Annotated in this window: 16 protein-coding genes and 1 riboswitch; of the genes, 4 read left to right on the forward strand and 12 right to left on the reverse strand. The window is 72.6% G+C overall.

The window, feature by feature from the left end; all coding sequences use genetic code 11:
• Positions 1–11: 11 nt before the first annotated feature.
• From BJY14_RS06890 to BJY14_RS06900, 3 genes are read right to left on the reverse strand one after another with little or no spacing between them, the layout of a single operon-like run.
• Positions 12–1,160: an XdhC family protein gene (locus BJY14_RS06890; RefSeq protein WP_179842843.1), complete on the reverse strand. Its 1,149-nt coding sequence runs from the start codon at positions 1,158–1,160 to the stop codon at positions 12–14.
• Positions 1,153–2,271, reverse strand: a complete 1,119-nt coding sequence (locus tag BJY14_RS06895; RefSeq protein ID WP_312879037.1) for a vWA domain-containing protein — start codon at positions 2,269–2,271, stop codon at positions 1,153–1,155. The genes BJY14_RS06890 and BJY14_RS06895 overlap by 8 nt, the downstream gene beginning before the upstream one ends.
• 2 nt (positions 2,272–2,273) lie before the next feature.
• A complete protein-coding gene (locus BJY14_RS06900; protein ID WP_179849219.1) occupies positions 2,274–3,170 on the reverse strand; it encodes an AAA family ATPase in 897 nt (298 codons plus the stop codon).
• 190 nt (positions 3,171–3,360) lie between these two features.
• On the opposite strand from BJY14_RS06900, the gene BJY14_RS06905 reads away from it, so the two are divergent.
• From BJY14_RS06905 to BJY14_RS06915, 3 genes are read left to right on the forward strand one after another with little or no spacing between them, the layout of a single operon-like run.
• Positions 3,361–4,623 (forward strand): sulfite oxidase, encoded by a 1,263-nt coding sequence (locus BJY14_RS06905; protein ID WP_179842844.1) that lies wholly within the window; start codon positions 3,361–3,363, stop codon positions 4,621–4,623.
• Positions 4,624–4,633: 10 nt separating this feature from the next.
• Positions 4,634–6,034 (forward strand): selenium-binding protein SBP56-related protein, encoded by a 1,401-nt coding sequence (locus BJY14_RS06910; protein ID WP_179842845.1) that lies wholly within the window; start codon positions 4,634–4,636, stop codon positions 6,032–6,034.
• A complete protein-coding gene (locus BJY14_RS06915) occupies positions 6,031–6,669 on the forward strand; it encodes a hypothetical protein (protein ID WP_179842846.1) in 639 nt (212 codons plus the stop codon). The genes BJY14_RS06910 and BJY14_RS06915 overlap by 4 nt, the downstream gene beginning before the upstream one ends.
• Positions 6,670–6,678: 9 nt before the next feature.
• Here the strand turns inward: BJY14_RS06915 and BJY14_RS06920 are convergent, their stop codons facing one another.
• The 6 genes from BJY14_RS06920 to BJY14_RS06945 all read right to left on the reverse strand — a co-directional run bounded on the left by BJY14_RS06920 (position 6,679) and on the right by BJY14_RS06945 (position 11,103).
• On the reverse strand, positions 6,679–7,125 hold the full coding sequence (locus BJY14_RS06920) for a PH domain-containing protein (protein ID WP_246395828.1): 447 nt from the start codon (positions 7,123–7,125) through the stop codon (positions 6,679–6,681).
• Positions 7,118–7,993: an ATP phosphoribosyltransferase gene (gene hisG, locus BJY14_RS06925; RefSeq protein WP_179842847.1), complete on the reverse strand. Its 876-nt coding sequence runs from the start codon at positions 7,991–7,993 to the stop codon at positions 7,118–7,120. The genes BJY14_RS06920 and hisG overlap by 8 nt, the downstream gene beginning before the upstream one ends.
• 65 nt (positions 7,994–8,058) lie before the next feature.
• Positions 8,059–8,571, reverse strand: coding sequence for a 6,7-dimethyl-8-ribityllumazine synthase (ribH, locus tag BJY14_RS06930; protein ID WP_179842848.1), 513 nt, complete (start codon positions 8,569–8,571; stop codon positions 8,059–8,061).
• On the reverse strand, positions 8,568–9,875 hold the full coding sequence (locus BJY14_RS06935; protein ID WP_218905170.1) for a bifunctional 3,4-dihydroxy-2-butanone-4-phosphate synthase/GTP cyclohydrolase II: 1,308 nt from the start codon (positions 9,873–9,875) through the stop codon (positions 8,568–8,570). Before BJY14_RS06935 ends, ribH begins: the two co-directional genes overlap by 4 nt.
• On the reverse strand, positions 9,872–10,513 hold the full coding sequence (gene pnuC / locus BJY14_RS06940) for a nicotinamide riboside transporter PnuC (protein ID WP_179842849.1): 642 nt from the start codon (positions 10,511–10,513) through the stop codon (positions 9,872–9,874). The genes BJY14_RS06935 and pnuC overlap by 4 nt, the downstream gene beginning before the upstream one ends.
• Positions 10,510–11,103, reverse strand: coding sequence for a riboflavin synthase (locus BJY14_RS06945; RefSeq protein WP_179842850.1), 594 nt, complete (start codon positions 11,101–11,103; stop codon positions 10,510–10,512). Before BJY14_RS06945 ends, pnuC begins: the two co-directional genes overlap by 4 nt.
• A gap of 81 nt (positions 11,104–11,184) precedes the next feature.
• Positions 11,185–11,315: riboswitch (FMN riboswitch) on the reverse strand.
• 185 nt (positions 11,316–11,500) lie between these two features.
• Here BJY14_RS06945 and BJY14_RS06950 point away from each other — a divergent pair.
• Complete coding sequence (locus tag BJY14_RS06950; RefSeq protein WP_218905171.1) at positions 11,501–13,009, forward strand: P-loop ATPase, Sll1717 family; 1,509 nt, start codon at positions 11,501–11,503, stop codon at positions 13,007–13,009.
• A gap of 10 nt (positions 13,010–13,019) precedes the next feature.
• Here the strand turns inward: BJY14_RS06950 and BJY14_RS06955 are convergent, their stop codons facing one another.
• Genes BJY14_RS06955 through BJY14_RS06965 form a run of 3 tightly spaced genes read right to left on the reverse strand, consistent with a single transcriptional unit; the run spans position 13,020 to position 15,259 of the window.
• Entirely contained in the window at positions 13,020–13,658 is a 639-nt protein-coding gene (locus BJY14_RS06955) for an HAD-IA family hydrolase (RefSeq protein ID WP_179842851.1), read from the reverse strand.
• Positions 13,655–14,332, reverse strand: a complete 678-nt coding sequence (rpe, locus tag BJY14_RS06960) for a ribulose-phosphate 3-epimerase (RefSeq protein ID WP_179842852.1) — start codon at positions 14,330–14,332, stop codon at positions 13,655–13,657. Before rpe ends, BJY14_RS06955 begins: the two co-directional genes overlap by 4 nt.
• A 12-nt stretch (positions 14,333–14,344) precedes the next feature.
• Positions 14,345–15,259, reverse strand: a complete 915-nt coding sequence (locus BJY14_RS06965) for a phosphatase PAP2 family protein (protein ID WP_179842853.1) — start codon at positions 15,257–15,259, stop codon at positions 14,345–14,347.
• Positions 15,260–15,306: the final 47 nt, after the last annotated feature.

The raw sequence follows: 15,306 nt of genomic DNA on the forward strand, positions 1-15,306 counted from the left end.
AGGGTAGGCGCTCAGCCCGGCTCTGCGTGGGACTCTGCGTGGGACTCGGCGTGGATCCGGCCGCTGGTGTCGGTGAGCGGGCGGCCGGAGCCGCCCCAGCGCAGCTGGACCAGCTCCGCCGCGATCGACACGGCCGTCTCCTCCGGCGTGCGGGCCCCGAGGTCCAGGCCGATCGGCGAGCGCAGCCGGTCCAGCTCGGCGTCGGTCAGGCCCGCCTCGCGGAGCCGCGCCGTCCGGTCCTCGTGGGTGCGGCGCGAGCCCATCGCGCCGACGTAGCCGGCGTCGGTGCGCAGCGCCACCTCCAGCAGCGGCACGTCGAACTTGGGGTCGTGGGTGAGGACGCAGATCGCCGTGCGCCCGTCGATGGAGCCGCGCGCCTCCTCCAGGAACTTGTGCGGCCACTTCACCACGACCTCGTCGGCCTCGGGGAACCGCTTGGGCGTCGCGAACACCGGCCGCGCGTCGCACACCGTGACGTGGTAGCCGAGGAACTTGCCGATCCGGGCGACGGCCGCCGCGAAGTCGATCGCGCCGAACACCAGCAGCCGCGGCGGCGGCGCGAAGGAGTGCACGAAGACGGCGAGGTCGTCGAGCCGCCGCTCCCCCTCGGGCCCGTAGTGCCGTTGGCCGGTGAGGCCCTGGGCGAGCATGCCGCGCGCGTCGTCGTCCACCGCCGCGTCCAGCCGGGCCGCGTGCGGGGCGCCGGGCGCGAGGGACCCGGACGCGCGGTCGGTCCAGATCACGCGGCGGGCGCCGATCCGGCCGGGCCCGGCCACGACGGTGGCGACCGCGACCGGCTCGCGCGCCTCGATCGCCGCGGCGACGTCCGCGAACTCGGGGAAGGTGCCCGGGCCGACCGGCTCCACCAGCACGTCCAGGATCCCGCCGCAGGTCAGGCCGACGGCGAACGCGTCGTCGTCGCTCACCCCGTACCGCTGGACGACGGGTTCACCGGTCTCCAGCACCGTCTGCCCCAGCTCGTACACGGCGCCCTCGACGCAGCCGCCGGACACGCTGCCCGCGACCTCCCCGTCCGGCGAGACCGCCATCGCCGCCCCCGGCGGGCGCGGCGCGCTGCGGAAGGTGTTCACGACGGTCGCGAGCGCGAACGTCCGCCCCGACCCGTACCAGCCCGCGATGTCGCCGAGCACGTCACGCATGAGCCCTCCCCTCTCCGGCGCCCGCGACGAGGCGGGCCAGCTCCTCCAGTGCGGCCAGGCTGTGCCCGGAGGTGAAGTCGTCCACGTGCGGGAGCGCCGCGGCCATACCCGCGGTGAGCGGCTCGTACCCGGGCCGCGCCTTGTGCGGGTTCGCCCACACCACCCGGTGCGCGAGCCGGTGCAGCCGCGCCATCTGAGCGCCGAGCAGGCCCGCGTCGCCGCGCTCCCACCCGTCCGAGGCGATCACCACGACCGCGCCCCGCGCCAGCCCCCGCTGCCCGAACCGGTCGAGGAACTCCTTGAGCTCCTCACCGAGCCGCGTGCCGCCGCTCCAGTCCGGGATGGCCGCGGACGCCGCCGCCATCGCCGCGTCCGGGTCGCGGTGCCGCAGCTCGCGGGTGAGGCGGGTGAGGCGCGTCCCGGCGCTGAACACCTCGACGTCCCTCCCGCCCGAGCGCGCGGCGGCGTGCGCGAACCGCAGCAGCGCGTCGGCGTACGGGCTCATCGACCCGCTGACGTCCACGATCAGCACCACCCGGCGCGGCCGGGTGCGGTGGCTCCGATGCCGCAGCAGGGACGTCTCGCCGCCGCGCCGCAGCGTCTCCCGGACGGTGCGCGCCGGGTCGAGCCGCCCCGTCGGCGTCGGCGCGAACCGCCGCGACCTGCGCCGCTCGGCCCCCGCGTCCAGCAGGGCGATGAGCCTCGCGACCTCGGCGCGCTCGGCGGCGCCGAGCCGCGCGACGTCCCGGTCGCGGAGCACCTCGACGTCGCTGGCCGTGGCCGCCTCCAGTCCCTGCTGCTCCTGCCCTCCCCCGCGCCCGCCCGGCTCCGCCACCGGCACCCGGCGCACCACGACGGGCGGCGTCCCGCGCCGCGCGCGGGCGGTCGCGCCGGTGAAGTACGCGGCGAAGCAGCGGTCGTAGCGGGCGAGGTCGTCGGGGTCGGCGCACAGGGTGAGCCGTCCCGCCCAGTACACGTCGCGGGGGTCGAGCACGTCGAGGTGGTCGAGCGCCGCGAGCATCGCCTGGACCCGCTCGGGGTCGGCCGCCCCGCCCGCGGCGCGCACCGTCCTGGCGAAGCCGACCATCGTCTCGGTGACGTCCCGGTCCACGGCTATCCCCCGTCGAGCAGGGCCTCTAGCCCGGCGGCGCCCCCGCCGCCGAGCACGCGCTGCTGGTCTTCGCGGTACTTCAGGACGGCGCCGAGCGTCACCGCCGCCGTCCCCGGGTCGAGGTCGCGGACGCCGAGGGCCACGAGCGCCTCCGTCCAGTCGAGTGACTCGGCGACGCCCGGCGGCTTCAGCAGGTCGGTCTCGCGCATCCGCTGCGCGGCCCGCGCCACTTGCCCGGCCAGCCGCTCCGCCGCGTCCGGCAGCCGCCGCCTGATGATCGCGACCTCGCGGTCGAACGAGGGGTGCTCCAGCCAGTGGTACAGGCAGCGGCGCTTGAGCGCGTCGTGGACCTCGCGGGTGCGGTTGGACGTCACCACGACCACCGGCGGCCGCTCGGCCCGGATCGTGCCGAGCTCGGGGACGGTGATCGTGAAGTCGCTGAGGACTTCGAGCAGGAACGCCTCGAACTCGTCGTCGGCGCGGTCCAGCTCGTCGACGAGCAGCACGCTGGGGGACGTCTCCAGCGCCTGGAGCAGGGGCCGTGCCAGCAGGAACCGCCGGTCGTAGAGCTCGCCCTCCAGCCGCGACACGTCGCTGACGCCCGCGGCCTCCGCCGCGCGCAGGTGCAGGAGCTGGCGGGGGAAGTCCCAGTCGTACAGCGCCTGCGACGCGTCGAGCCCCTCGTAGCACTGGAGCCGGATCAGCGGCGCGCCGAGGCCCCGCGCGAGCGTCTTGGCCAGCTCGGTCTTGCCGACGCCGGCCTCCCCCTCCAGGAACAGGGGCCGCCCCATCCGCAGGGCGAGGAAGCAGGCCGTGGCGAGCCCCTCGTCGCACAGGTAGCCATGCCTGTCGAGCAGGCCCGCGAGCTCCGCGGGCGATCCGACCTGGTCCACGGTCATCGGCGCCGCCTCCCCCACGGATCACAGGCTACTCAGCCCGGGACCCGAGTCACACCTCTGGACCTTCCAGGGATTCCGTCCTACCGCACGCCCGGTCCGCGGCCTCCCGCGAACCTCACCTCCGGCTAAAAACCTGTTAAAGCAGTAGGGAAAGTTGACTTTTGGTCGCGGGCTGAGCAGCATCGGAGCCATGCGAAGCGGTGATCCCGGTGACCTGCCCCCCGAGGACGACCTGACCGACGAGGCGACCTACGAACGCGTCCGGCTCCCCTCCCGGAGAGGGCTGCTGCGGCTGTCGGCCGGGGCCGGGCTGACCGCCGGCCTCTCCGCGGCCCTCGGCCCCCGGCCCGCGGACGCCGCGACCGGGATCGTGAAGCCGCTGCCCCCGGAACTGTTCGTCCCTCAGGGCACGAACGCCGAGATGCGGTGGGAGGCCATGCGCGGGCAGGGGTACCTCACGCCCACCGACCGGTTCTTCGTCCGCAACCATGTCGCCACGCCGCTCATCGACGCGCGCACCTGGCGGCTGAGGCTGTGGGGAACCGGCCTGCGCGGCGCGCCCACCGAGGACCGCCCCGTCGAGCTCACCTACGAGGACCTCCTCCGGCTCCCGGCGGAGGAGGTCACCGCGTTCATCGAGTGCACGGGCAACGCGCGCGGGTTCTACACCTCCCAGCAGGGCCAGGAGGTGTCGGGGACGCCCTGGCGGCTGGGCGGGGTCGGGGTGGCGCGCTGGCGCGGCGTCCGGCTGGCGACCGTCCTGCGTCGCGCAGGTGTCACCCCCGGGGCCGTGGACATCATGCCGCGCGGGCTGGACTCTGAGTTCGTGGACAAGGGCGAGAACCTCGGTCGCGTGCGGCGTCCCCTTCCGATCGCGAAGGCCATGAAGGACGCGCTCCTCGCCTACGAGATGAACGGCGCTCCCCTGCCGCCCGACCACGGCCACCCGGTGCGCCTGGTCGTGCCCTCGTGGACGGGCATCGCGTCCATCAAATGGCTCGGCGACATCCAGGTGGCCGACGAGCCGCTGTTCTCGCCGTGGAACACCCGCTACTACCGGCTCTTCGGGCCCGGCTACCCCGAGGAGGGGTCGGCGCCCCTGACCCGCATGAACGTCAAGTCCGCGTTCGAGCTGCCTTGGGGGGCCTCCCTGCCCGCGCGCCCGCACGTCCTGCACGGCCGGTCCTGGTCGGGCAACGGCCGGATCCGGCACACCGAGGTCAGCGTGGACGGCGGCAGGACGTGGCGCCGCGCACGCCTGCGGGACCGCCACTCCGGCCCTCGCGCATGGGTCCGCTGGGAGCTGCCGTGGCACCCCGAAGGGCCGGGCCGGTACGAGCTCCTGGCACGCGCGACCGACGAGACCGGCACCACCCAGCCCGCGACCGCCCCCTACAACACGCTCGGCTATCTCTTCGGCGCCGTCGTCCGTCACCCGGTCACCCTCACCTGAAAGGGCACCCATGCCACTGTGGAAGCCAGACCCGACGTTCTACGCGTCCCCGCGCGACGCCGCCTCCGCGCCGCCGGAGAAGCTCGCCTACGTCGCGGCGTTCGACCGGGCCGCCGAGAAGCCGGACGCGATCGCGGTGCTCGACGTGGACCCCGGCTCCGCCTCCTACGGCACGGTGGTGGGGTGGACCGAGCTGCCCTACCTCGGCGACGAGCTGCACCACTTCGGCTGGAACGCGTGCAGCAGCGCCCTGTGCCCCGGCTCCCCGCACCCGCACGTCGAGCGCCGGTACCTGATCGTCCCCGGGCTGCGGTCGTCGCGGGTGTACGTCATCGACACCAAGGACGACCCCGTCGCCCCGAAGATCGTCAAGACGCTGGAGCCGGACGAGCTGGCCAAGCGCGCCGGGTACTCGCGCCCGCACACCGTCCACTGCGGGCCGGAGGGCCTCTACCTGACCGCCCTCGGCGGGGCGAACGGCGAGGACGGCCCCGGAGGGATCGCGCTGCTCGACCACACCTCGTTCGAGGTCCTCGGACGCTGGGAGGTCGACCGGGGCCCGCAGCACTTCGCCTACGACGCCTGGTGGCACATCGCGCACGACGTGCTCGTCGCGTCCGAGTGGGGCACCCCGTCCATGATCGAGGACGGTGTCGTCGGGGAGTTGCTGCTCGGCCGCAAGTACGGGCACTCGCTGAACTTCTTCGACCTGCGCAAGCGCAAGCACGTCCAGACGGTCGACCTCGGGGACGAGCACCAGATGGTCCTGGAACTGCGCCCCGCGCACGACCCGACGAAGCTCTACGGGTTCGCGGGCGTGGTCGTCAGCGTCGAGGACCTGTCGGCGTCGGTGTGGGTCTGGCACCGCGACGGCGACCGGTGGGCCGCGACCAAGGTCATCACGATCCCCGCCGAGCCCGCCGATCCGGACTCCCTGCCGCCCGTCATCCGGCCGTTCGGGGCCGTGCCGCCGCTCGTGACGGACATCGACCTGTCCGTGGACGACCAGTGGCTGTACGTCTCGTGCTGGGGCACCGGCGAGCTCAAGCGCTACGACGTCAGCGACCCGTTCCACCCGGTCGAGGCGGGCTCGGTGCGCATCGGCGGCATCGTCGACCGGACCCCCCACCCCGCCGACCCCGGGCGCCCCCTCGCGGGCGGGCCGCAGATGGTGGAGGTCAGCCGCGACGGCGAGCGCGTCTACGTCACCAACTCGCTCTACGGCTCCTGGGACGACCAGTTCTATCCCGACGGCGTCGGCGCGTGGATGGCCAAGCTCGACTCCACCCCGGACGGCTTCTCCTTCGACGAGCGGTTCTTCCCCAGCGGCGACGCCTTCCGCGGACGCCGCCCGCACCAGACGCGCCTCCAGGGCGGCGACGCCTCCTCGGACTCCTACTGCTACCCGTGAACGACGGGTCGCTCGCCGCCCTCGTCGCGCTCGGCGCGTTCCACGGCCTCAACCCGGCCATGGGATGGCTGTTCGCCGTGGCCCGCGGACTCCAGGAGCGCAGCCGGTCCCTCGTGCTGCAGTCGCTCCCGGCCATCGCCGCGGGCCACGCCGCCTCCGTCGGCGCCGTCGCCGTCCTGGTCGCCCTCACCCGCTCCGTCGTCGCGACCCGCGCGGTCGCGATCGGCGGCGGGGCCGTGCTCGTCGGGTTCGGCCTGTGGCGGCTGCTGTCGCGGCGCCACTTCCGGTGGGTCGGCATGCGGATCTCGCTGTGGCAGCTCGCCGGCTGGTCGTTCCTGATGTCGTCGGTGCACGGCGCGGGCCTGATGCTGCTGCCCGTGCTCACCTCGTCCGGGACGGCCCCGGCGGGCCACGACCACGGCCTGGCGTCGTCCTCCGGCAGCGCCCTGTCGACCGGGATCTTCGTCACCGCCGTGCACACCCTGTCGATGTTCACCGTGGCCGGAGTGATCGCCGTGCTCGTCTACGAGGTCGTCGGCCTGGCCGTCCTGCGCCGTGCCTGGTTCGACCTCGACCGCGTGTGGGCCGTCGCCCTCATCGGCGCCGGCACCGTCACCGCCTTCACCGCCTGGTGACCCGAGGGGTCAGGCGGGGTCGGGGGCTTCGCCTCGGGTGTGGAGGAGGGCGCGGAGTTCGGTGAGCTGGTGGGCGGCGCGGGCCTTCTCGGCGCCGTTGATGCCCATGGCGGGCAGGGAGGTGCCGTCGGCCAGGTCGAGGGTGGGCCACGGGTCGCCGGTGGTCATGGTGACGTCGACGACCTCGGGCCATTCGAGGCGGCGGGTGCGGAAGGCGTTGACGACCGTGAGACCGGAGTCGTCGGCGCTGACGCGGCAGCGGGCCAGCATGTGCAGGACCCAGGCGACCACCGCGGCGAAGGCGACCATCAGGATCCGGTCGAACAGCTTGAACTGCGGCGCCACCACCACGGCGAGCACGATCATGCCGAGCACGATCACCCCCGCCGTGGTGTAGGCGACGAGCCGGGTGGTGCGGGGGCGCCACACCGCCGGCAGGGCCGGAAGGTCAGTCAACGATCTTCGCGATGGGGATCTCAAGGATGTCGTGGGCGCCCGCCGCCTTCAGCGCCGGGATCAGCGTGTTGACGCCGCGCTTGGCGACCACCGACTCCACGGCGTTGGACTCGCCGCCGGCCAGCGAGGTGACCGTGGGCGAGGACATCGCGGGCATGATGTCCAGGACCTGCTGCAGGTCGGCGTGCGCGACGTTCAGCTTCAGCAGCACCTTGCCGCGGGCGCGGATCACGCCCTGCAGCAGCAGCGAGATGTCCTCCATCGCGGCGCGCTTCTCGGCGTCCTCGTAGGCCTCGCGGTTCGCGACCAGCTCGGTGTAGCTGGTCAGGAGCGTGTCGAGGATGCGCAGGCCGTTCTTGCGCAGCGACGAGCCCGTCTCGGTGAGGTCGACGATCGCGTCGACGATGTCGGGCACCTTCGCCTCGGTCGCGCCGTAGGACGGGACGACCGTGGCCTTCACGCCGTGCTGGTCGAGGAACCGCTTGGTCATCGCCGGGAACTCGGTGGAGATCCGCACGCCCTCCGGCAGGTCCGCCACGGACCGCCAGGGCGCGCCGTCCGGCACCGCCATGATCACGCGGACCGGGTTGGAGGTCGCCTTGGAGTACTTCAGCTCGCCGAGGCTGACGACGTCGGCGTCGGTCTCGGTGATCCAGTCGCGGCCGGTGATGCCGAGGTCGAACAGGCCCTGTTCGAGGTAGGTCGGGATCTCCTGCGGGCGCAGGACCCGGACGCGGTCGATGCGGGGGTCGTCGATGGAGGCGCGGTAGTCGCGGTCCGAGGCGCGCTGGACGGTGAGGTCGGCGGCGTCGAACAGCTGCATGGTCGCCTTCTCCAGCGACCCCTTGGGCAGAACGAGTGACAGCACGGATCAGCCTTTCGATCAGGACGGGTACGGGATACCGGGACGTTCGGGGCTCTGGCGCCCCCCGCTCAGGAGCCCAGATGCTCCAGGCCGTGCCTGGCGTGACCGTGATGCCGCAGACCTCGCAGGGTCAGTGCCGTGTCGAGTGCGGCCACAGTCGCCTCCCATCCCTTGTCCTCGGAGCTGCCAGGCAGCCCGCTGCGTTCCAGTGCCTGCTCAATGGTGTCACAGGTGAGCACCCCGTTGCCCACCGGAGTCGACTCGTCCAGCGCGATGCGGGTCACACCGGCGGTCACCGAGTCGCACACGTAGTCGAAATGGGCGGTGGCGCCTCGGATGACCGCGCCGAGGCAGACGACCGCGTCGAGGTCGCGGGCCATCTGCTGGGCGATTACGGGCAGTTCGAGCGCGCCGGCGACGCGGGCCACGACCGGCTCCTCCACGCCGCACGCCTTCGCCGCGGCGAGCGCCCGCTCCAGCAGCCGGTCGGTGACGCGCTCGTGCCAGCGGGTGCACACGATGCCGAGCGTGAGCCCGGCCGCGTCGACCGTGATGTCCTCGGGGCGTCCCGCGCCGCTCATGAGAGTCCCTCGCTCTGGTGCCGGGTTCCGATCTGGTGGCCGAGTTCGATCTGGTGGCCGAGGCGGTCGCGCTTGACCGTCAGGTAGCGCCGGTTGTGCTCGGTGACGATGACGGGCATGGCCTCGCGGCCCCGCACGTCCACCCCGAAACCGCCCAGTCCCCTGAGCTTGTCCGGGTTGTTGGTGAGCACCCTTACCGAGCGTACGCCCAGCTCGCGCAGCATGTGGCCGGCGTTGGAGTACTCGCGCGCGTCGGCGGGCAGCCCCAGCTCCAGGTTGGCGTCGACGGTGTCGGAGCCGTTGTCCTGGAGGGCGTACGCCTGGAGCTTGGCGAGCAGGCCGATCCCGCGTCCCTCGTGCCCGCGCAGGTAGAGCACGACGCCGCGGCCCTCTTCGGCGATCCGCTCCATGGCGGCGTCGAGCTGGGTTCCGCAGTCGCAGCGCTCGGAGTGCAGGACGTCGCCGGTGAGGCACTCGGAGTGGGCCCTGACCAGGACGTCCTCGCCGTCGCCGAGGTCGCCCAGCACGAGCGCGATGTGCTCGCCGCCGTCGATGGCGCTGGAGAACCCGACCGCGCGCCACATCCCGAACCGGTTGGGCAGGCGGGTCTCGACGACGCGGGTCACCATCGCCTCGGTGCGCCTGCGGTACTCGGCGAGCTGCTCGATCGAGATGAGCTTGAGTCCGTGCTCCTTGGCGAAGACCTGGAGCTCGGGCAGGCGCGCCATGGTGCCGTCCTCGTTCACCACCTCGGCGAGGACGCCGGCCGGGGCGAGCCCGGCGAGCCGGGCGAGGTCGACGGCGGCCTCGGTGTGGCCGCGCCGGCGCAGGACGCCGCCCTCGCGGTAGCGCAGCGGGAAGATGTGGCCGGGGCGGACGAAGTCGCCGGGCTCGGACGCCGAGTCGCACAGCGTGCGGATCGTGTGCGCCCGGTCGGCGGCGGAGATGCCGGTGGCGATGCCGAGACGGGCGTCGACGCTGATCGTGTAGGCGGTGCGCATGCGCTCGGTGTTCTGCGCGGTCATCAGCGGGATCTGCAGCCGGTCGAGGTCGGCGCCCTCCATCGGGACGCAGATGACGCCGCTGGTGTAGCGGATCGTGAACGTCAGCAGCTCGGGCGTCGCCTTCGACGCCGCGAAGATGATGTCGCCCTCGTTCTCGCGGTCCTCGTCGTCGACGACCACGACGGGCAGGCCCGCCGCGATGTCGGCGACCGCCGACTCGATGGAGTCGAAGATCCCCGTGTTCCCGGCCACCGTGCCCTCGGTTCCCGTGCCGTTCAGCGCCGTGTCGTTGCCGCTCATGCGGTCACCGCCTTTTGCGTGGAGTTGCGCTCGCCCCGGGACTCCCGGAGCCAGTTCCTGAACCCGACCATCACCATCACGAAGAAGATCCCGTAGACGGCGCCGGAGACGTACAGCCCGGACTTGAGCGCCAGCGGCACCCCGACCAGGTCGACCAGCACCCAGACGATCCAGAAGTCGACGAGCGCGCGGCTCTGCGCGAACGTCGCGACCGCGCTGCCGACGAAGATGTAGGCGTTCGCCCACGGCGACCAGGCGACCTTCAGCCAGTCGAGGTGCACGAACAGCTCGGCGACCACGGCCGTGCCGAGCAGGAGCGCGACGAGCAGCACGGCGCGCTCCCTGACCGTCGCCTGCCGCACGACGAGCCCTTCGGCCTCGCTCCGCCCCCGGGTCCACATGAACCATCCGTAGAGGGCGAGCCCGCAGAAGAGGATCTGCTTGAGCGCGTTCCCCGGGACGTTCGCGTGCAGCGAGGCCGCGAGCAGCAGGAGGGCGCCGACCAGCTGCACCGGCCAGGTCCAGAGGGTCTTGCGCATGGCGAGCCAGACCACGGCGAGCGACAGGACGTTGCCGGCGAGATCGGTCCACAGGATGTGCTCGCCGAAGACCTCGAATCCGGCGCCGAGCCAGTTCAAGACCGGTCTCCGAGCATCCGCTCGACGTACTTGGCGACGACGTCCACCTCGAGGTTGACCGGGTCGCCGGGCCGCTTGTGGCCGAGGGTGGTCAGCGCGAGCGTCGTCGGGATGAGGGCGACGCTGAACCGGTCGGCGCCCGCCTCGACGACCGTGAGGCTGATCCCGTCGATGGTGATCGAGCCCTTGTCGACCAGGTAGCGGCTCAGCTCGGCGGGCAGGGACACCGTCACCACGTCCCACCGCTCCCCCGGCTCGCGGGAGACGATCGCGCCGACGCCGTCGACGTGGCCCTGGACGAGGTGGCCGCCCAGCCGGTCCGACAGCCGCACGGGACGTTCGAGGTTGACCTTGGAGCCCGGCTCCAGCACGCCCAGGCTGGACTTGTCGAGCGTCTCCTTGATGACGTCGGCGGTGAAGACCTCGCCCTTGACGTCCACCACGGTGAGACAGACGCCGTTGACCGCGATCGACGCGCCGTGCACGGCGTCCTGGACGACCAGCGGCCCGCGGACCGCGAGCGCGACCGAGTCCCCCTGGGGCTCGATCGCCACGATCTCGCCGAGCTCCTCGACGATGCCGGTGAACATCTCCCGGGCCTCCTAGATCAGTGGCTCCGGGGGACGCGAGAGACGTACGTACGTCCTGATACACCCCTGGTCAGGGGCGTACCGCGCGCTGCCTCCCATCCGGACTTTCACCGTCGGTCCCGGAGTTCCACCGGGTCAACCGGCCGATGGATTCGGCCGGGTCGCGGACTGTCACCGCCGGTTCGGAATTTCACCGACCCCGGAGCACGCGTTCATGCTTTGCCAACCAGTGTGCCACGCATTCCATTCCGCGCCCCTGTGACCATCGCCACGACGCGGCGGCCGTGCCACGGCGCGCACGGCCGCTCCGCAGGAGTCGGCGGCGGGTCTTGCCGGAAGGCGGGCGCCCGGTGCACGTTGTTGACGGAACCCCCGCCCTCCATTTCTGGAAAGGCCAATGGCGAAGCTGAACCTGTCGCCCAAGATCCTTGACGTTCTCGACTTCGGTACCCCGTCCGCCGAACGCGACATCTCCCGGGGACTGGAGAAGTACTTCGTGGAGTCCCCCGCCTACCACCGCGTCCGGTCCGGGGCGAAGACGATCCTGATGGGCAACCGCGGGGCCGGCAAGAGCGCGATCTTCCAGGTGCTGGCCAGGCGGGAGCGGGCCGCCGGCAGCCACGTCATCGAACTGTCGCCCGAGGACTACTCCTACGAGCTGCTCAGCTCCACGATGGCGGCGGAGAGCGCGGGCTCGTGGGCCAAGCAGGGCGCCTACGCCGCCGCGTGGAAGTACCTGATCTACGTGCTCGTCATGAAGGCGCTCGCGCGCAAGGGGATGCGGCTCACCAAGAACGGCGGCCGGCAGATCCACAACTACATCCGCGACATCCACGGCGCGCAGCAGCTCGGGCCCCTGTCGCTGCTGGTCTCCTACCTCAAGCGGCTGGAGGCCGTGAAGATCGGGCCGATCGAGGCCGGCGTGCGGACCCGCGAGCTGGACCGCCTCTACCAGCTGGAGGAGATCCAGAACCTGCTGCCGGCGCTGCGCAAGGTGCTGGACAACCAGCGGGTGGTGGTGCTCGTGGACGAGCTGGACCGCGGCTGGGACTCCTCGGAGGACGCCAAGGCGTTCGTGTCCGGGCTCTTCCAGGCGTGCGTGTCCATCAACGCGCTCCACCAGAACCTGCGCGTCTACATGTCGCTGCGGCAGGAGCTGTACGACGACATCCCCGCCCTGTACGACGACGCGCAGAAACACCGGGACCTGCTGGAGAAGATCTCCTGGTCGGAGGACTCCCTGCTCGAACTGATCGCCAGGCGGATCCGGCACTCGGCCCACGAGAACGGCTTCGCCGTGGACGCCCTCGAACGCGCCGGGGACCGGGCGTGCTGGTCGGCGGTCTTCGCGCCGCCGCCGCCCGGCAAGGGGCGGGACGGGACGTTCGGCTACATGGTCGACCGGACGCTGTACCGGCCGCGCGAGCTCATCCAGTTCTGCTCGGAGGCGCTGGAGCAGACCAGGGCCCGGCGCTCCAAACTGCCCGTGCCGTACTCGGCGATCGAGCGGTCGGAGTACGGCTACTCCGCCGAGCGGACCAAGGACATCGCCGCCGAGTACCGCTCCCAGTACCCGGGGCTGCTGAGCGTGTTCGAGGTGTTCCGCAGCCGTCCCGCCGTCTTCGGCCGCGAGGAGCTCGAACTGCTGTGCCTGGAGCTGGCCTGCGGCGACGTCCCCACCCACGGGACCGGGTCGTGGCTTCCCTCGTGCGACCCGAACGAGCTGATCGAGATCCTGTGGCGGGCGGGCCTGCTGACCGCGCGGGCGTCCGGGGAAGGGCGGTTCCTCGGCAGCCACCAGGTGCAGCACCTCAACCTCGCGGCCGTGCGCCGGTTCCGCGTCCACGCCATGTTCCACGCCTCGCTCGGCATCGGCGCCGCGGGGGCCGGGAGCGCCGGGGGCTGAGACCGGGGCGTCAGGCGATCGTGAGGTGCAGACCGGCGGGGGTGGACCTCACGCGGCTGAGGTCCTGGACGACGTGGTGCGCCTCGGCCAGGGACTCCTCCGGGTGGCTGGTGACCAGTGCGAGGACGGTGGCCCCGGCCGCGCGGCCCGCGGCGATCCCGGCGGGGGCGTCCTCGACGACCACGCAGGCGGACGGGTCCACGCCCAGGCGGCCGGCCGCCTGGAGGTAGCCGGACGGGTCGGGCTTGCCGTCCGCGACGTCCTCGGCGGTCACCAGGATGGGCGGGGAGGGGATCCCCGCCGCTTCCGATCGCGCCTTGAACTGCGCCCGGTCCATGGACGTGACGAAGGCGTGGGGCAGGCCGCTCATGTCCGCCAGCAGGTCCAGGGCCCCGGGCAGGGCGATGATGCCGTCGGTGGAGACCGCCTCCAGCGCGTCCAGGCGCGCGGTGGCCTCGCGGACCCGTTCGGCCGGCAGGAACTCGGCGACGCGGTCGCTCGTGCGGCGGCCGTGCGCGCCCGACATGAACACGTCCGGGTCGATGCCGTACTCCGCGGCCCATTCACGGCCCGCGCGTTCCACCAGGGGCGTCGAGTCGACGAGCGTGCCGTCCACGTCGAACAGGACGGCGGCACAAGAGAGGATCACCAGTCCGCCTTGGCCGTCGCCTCTTCGGCCTGGCCGCGGAGCCTGCGGACGGCCTCGGCCGGGTCGTCGGCCCCGTAGACGGCGCTGCCGGCGACGAACACGTCCGCGCCCGCCTCCGCGCAGCGCTCGATCGTCTCAGCGCTGACGCCGCCGTCCACCTGGAGCCAGACGGGCAGGTCGCGGCCCTTGATGAGCTCCCGCGCGCGGCGGACCTTCGGCAGGACGACGTCCAGGAACTTCTGGCCGCCGAAGCCGGGCTCGACGGTCATCAGCAGGAGCATGTCGATCTCGCCGAGGAGGTCCTCGAAACCGTCCACCGGGGTGGCCGGGTTGACGCCCAGCCCGGCGCGCGCGCCCGCGGCGCGGATGGCCCGCAGGGTGCGGATGGGCGCCTTCGCCGCCTCGGCGTGGATGGTGACGCTCCCGGCTCCGGCCTCGGCGTACTGCGGCGCCCAGCGGTCGGGGTCCTCGATCATCAGGTGGCAGTCGAGGGGCAGCGCGCTGTTCCTGAGCAGAGCCTGCACGATGGGCAGTCCCAGGGTGAGGTTCGGGACGAAGTGGTTGTCCATCACGTCGACGTGGACCCAGTCGGCGGAGTCGGCGATGCGCGCGACGTCCTCGGCCAGGCGGGCGAAGTCGGCGGACAGGATGCTGGGTGCGATCTGAGGAGCCATGATGCCCCGATTCTATTGGCGCAGCCCCGCCCGATCGTCACCCGCCTGGGTGAGGCCCGGGGTGGGACGGGCCGCCAGGCGCAGGCGGACGAAGGCCTCCGGCGCACCCGCCGTCACCCACAGCACGAGCAGCGCCTGCACGACGAAGGCCTGCACCAGGCCGGCCCCTTCGAACAGGGCGATGACCGCCGCCCCCGCGAGCCCCACCGGGAGGCGCGTCAGGCGCTGCCAGGCCCTGCCGCCCGGATCGAACCAGCCGCGCCAGGCGACGAGGGAGAGCCCCATCAGGAGTCCGCAGAGAGCCCCGGACGCCTGGGCCGAATCGGTCAGGGTGACGGGCTCGGCGACACCCCCGGCCGCCCTGATGGCCTCCGCCCATGCCTGGGGCCACTGCCAGTCCCGGAGCGGCCGCGCCGCGCCCCAGGCCGCCGCGAGCATCAGCAAGGACACCGCCAGCGAGAGCGCCAGCTGCACGGCCAGATGTCGCCGCCGCCACCACGGGACGACGATGGGCTCCAACCCGAGCGCGGCGACCAGGACCACCAGGCCGACGCCCCAGCCCGCCAGCACCTGCCCCGTCGAGTGGACGCCCAGGTAGACGCGGGACACCCCGATCAGGAAGATGACGGCGGCGGCGCCCGCCCACAGGTACCACCGCCTGGTCTGGGCGGCGAAGAAGCCCCAGCCCGCGACGCTGTTCTGGGCGTGGCCGGACGGCATCCCGAACGACGACAGCGACTGCCTGCCCTGGATGTTCGGGTCCGTCCAGTACGGGCGGGGAGCGTGGAAGACCAGCTTCAGGAGGGAGTTGACCGCCGCGCCGAACAGCAGCACCACGGCGGCCCTGCCGGCCAGCCTCGGCGCAACGCACCAGAACAGCGCCAGGAGCAGCGGAACGTAGAAGGCCGCACTGCCCAGGTACGACATGAAGACCATGAAGCCGGTCAGCAGAGTGCCTCCCCCCAGAGGTCAGG

This window comes from Actinomadura luteofluorescens, assembly GCF_013409365.1.
Classification (GTDB): domain Bacteria; phylum Actinomycetota; class Actinomycetes; order Streptosporangiales; family Streptosporangiaceae; genus Spirillospora; species Spirillospora luteofluorescens.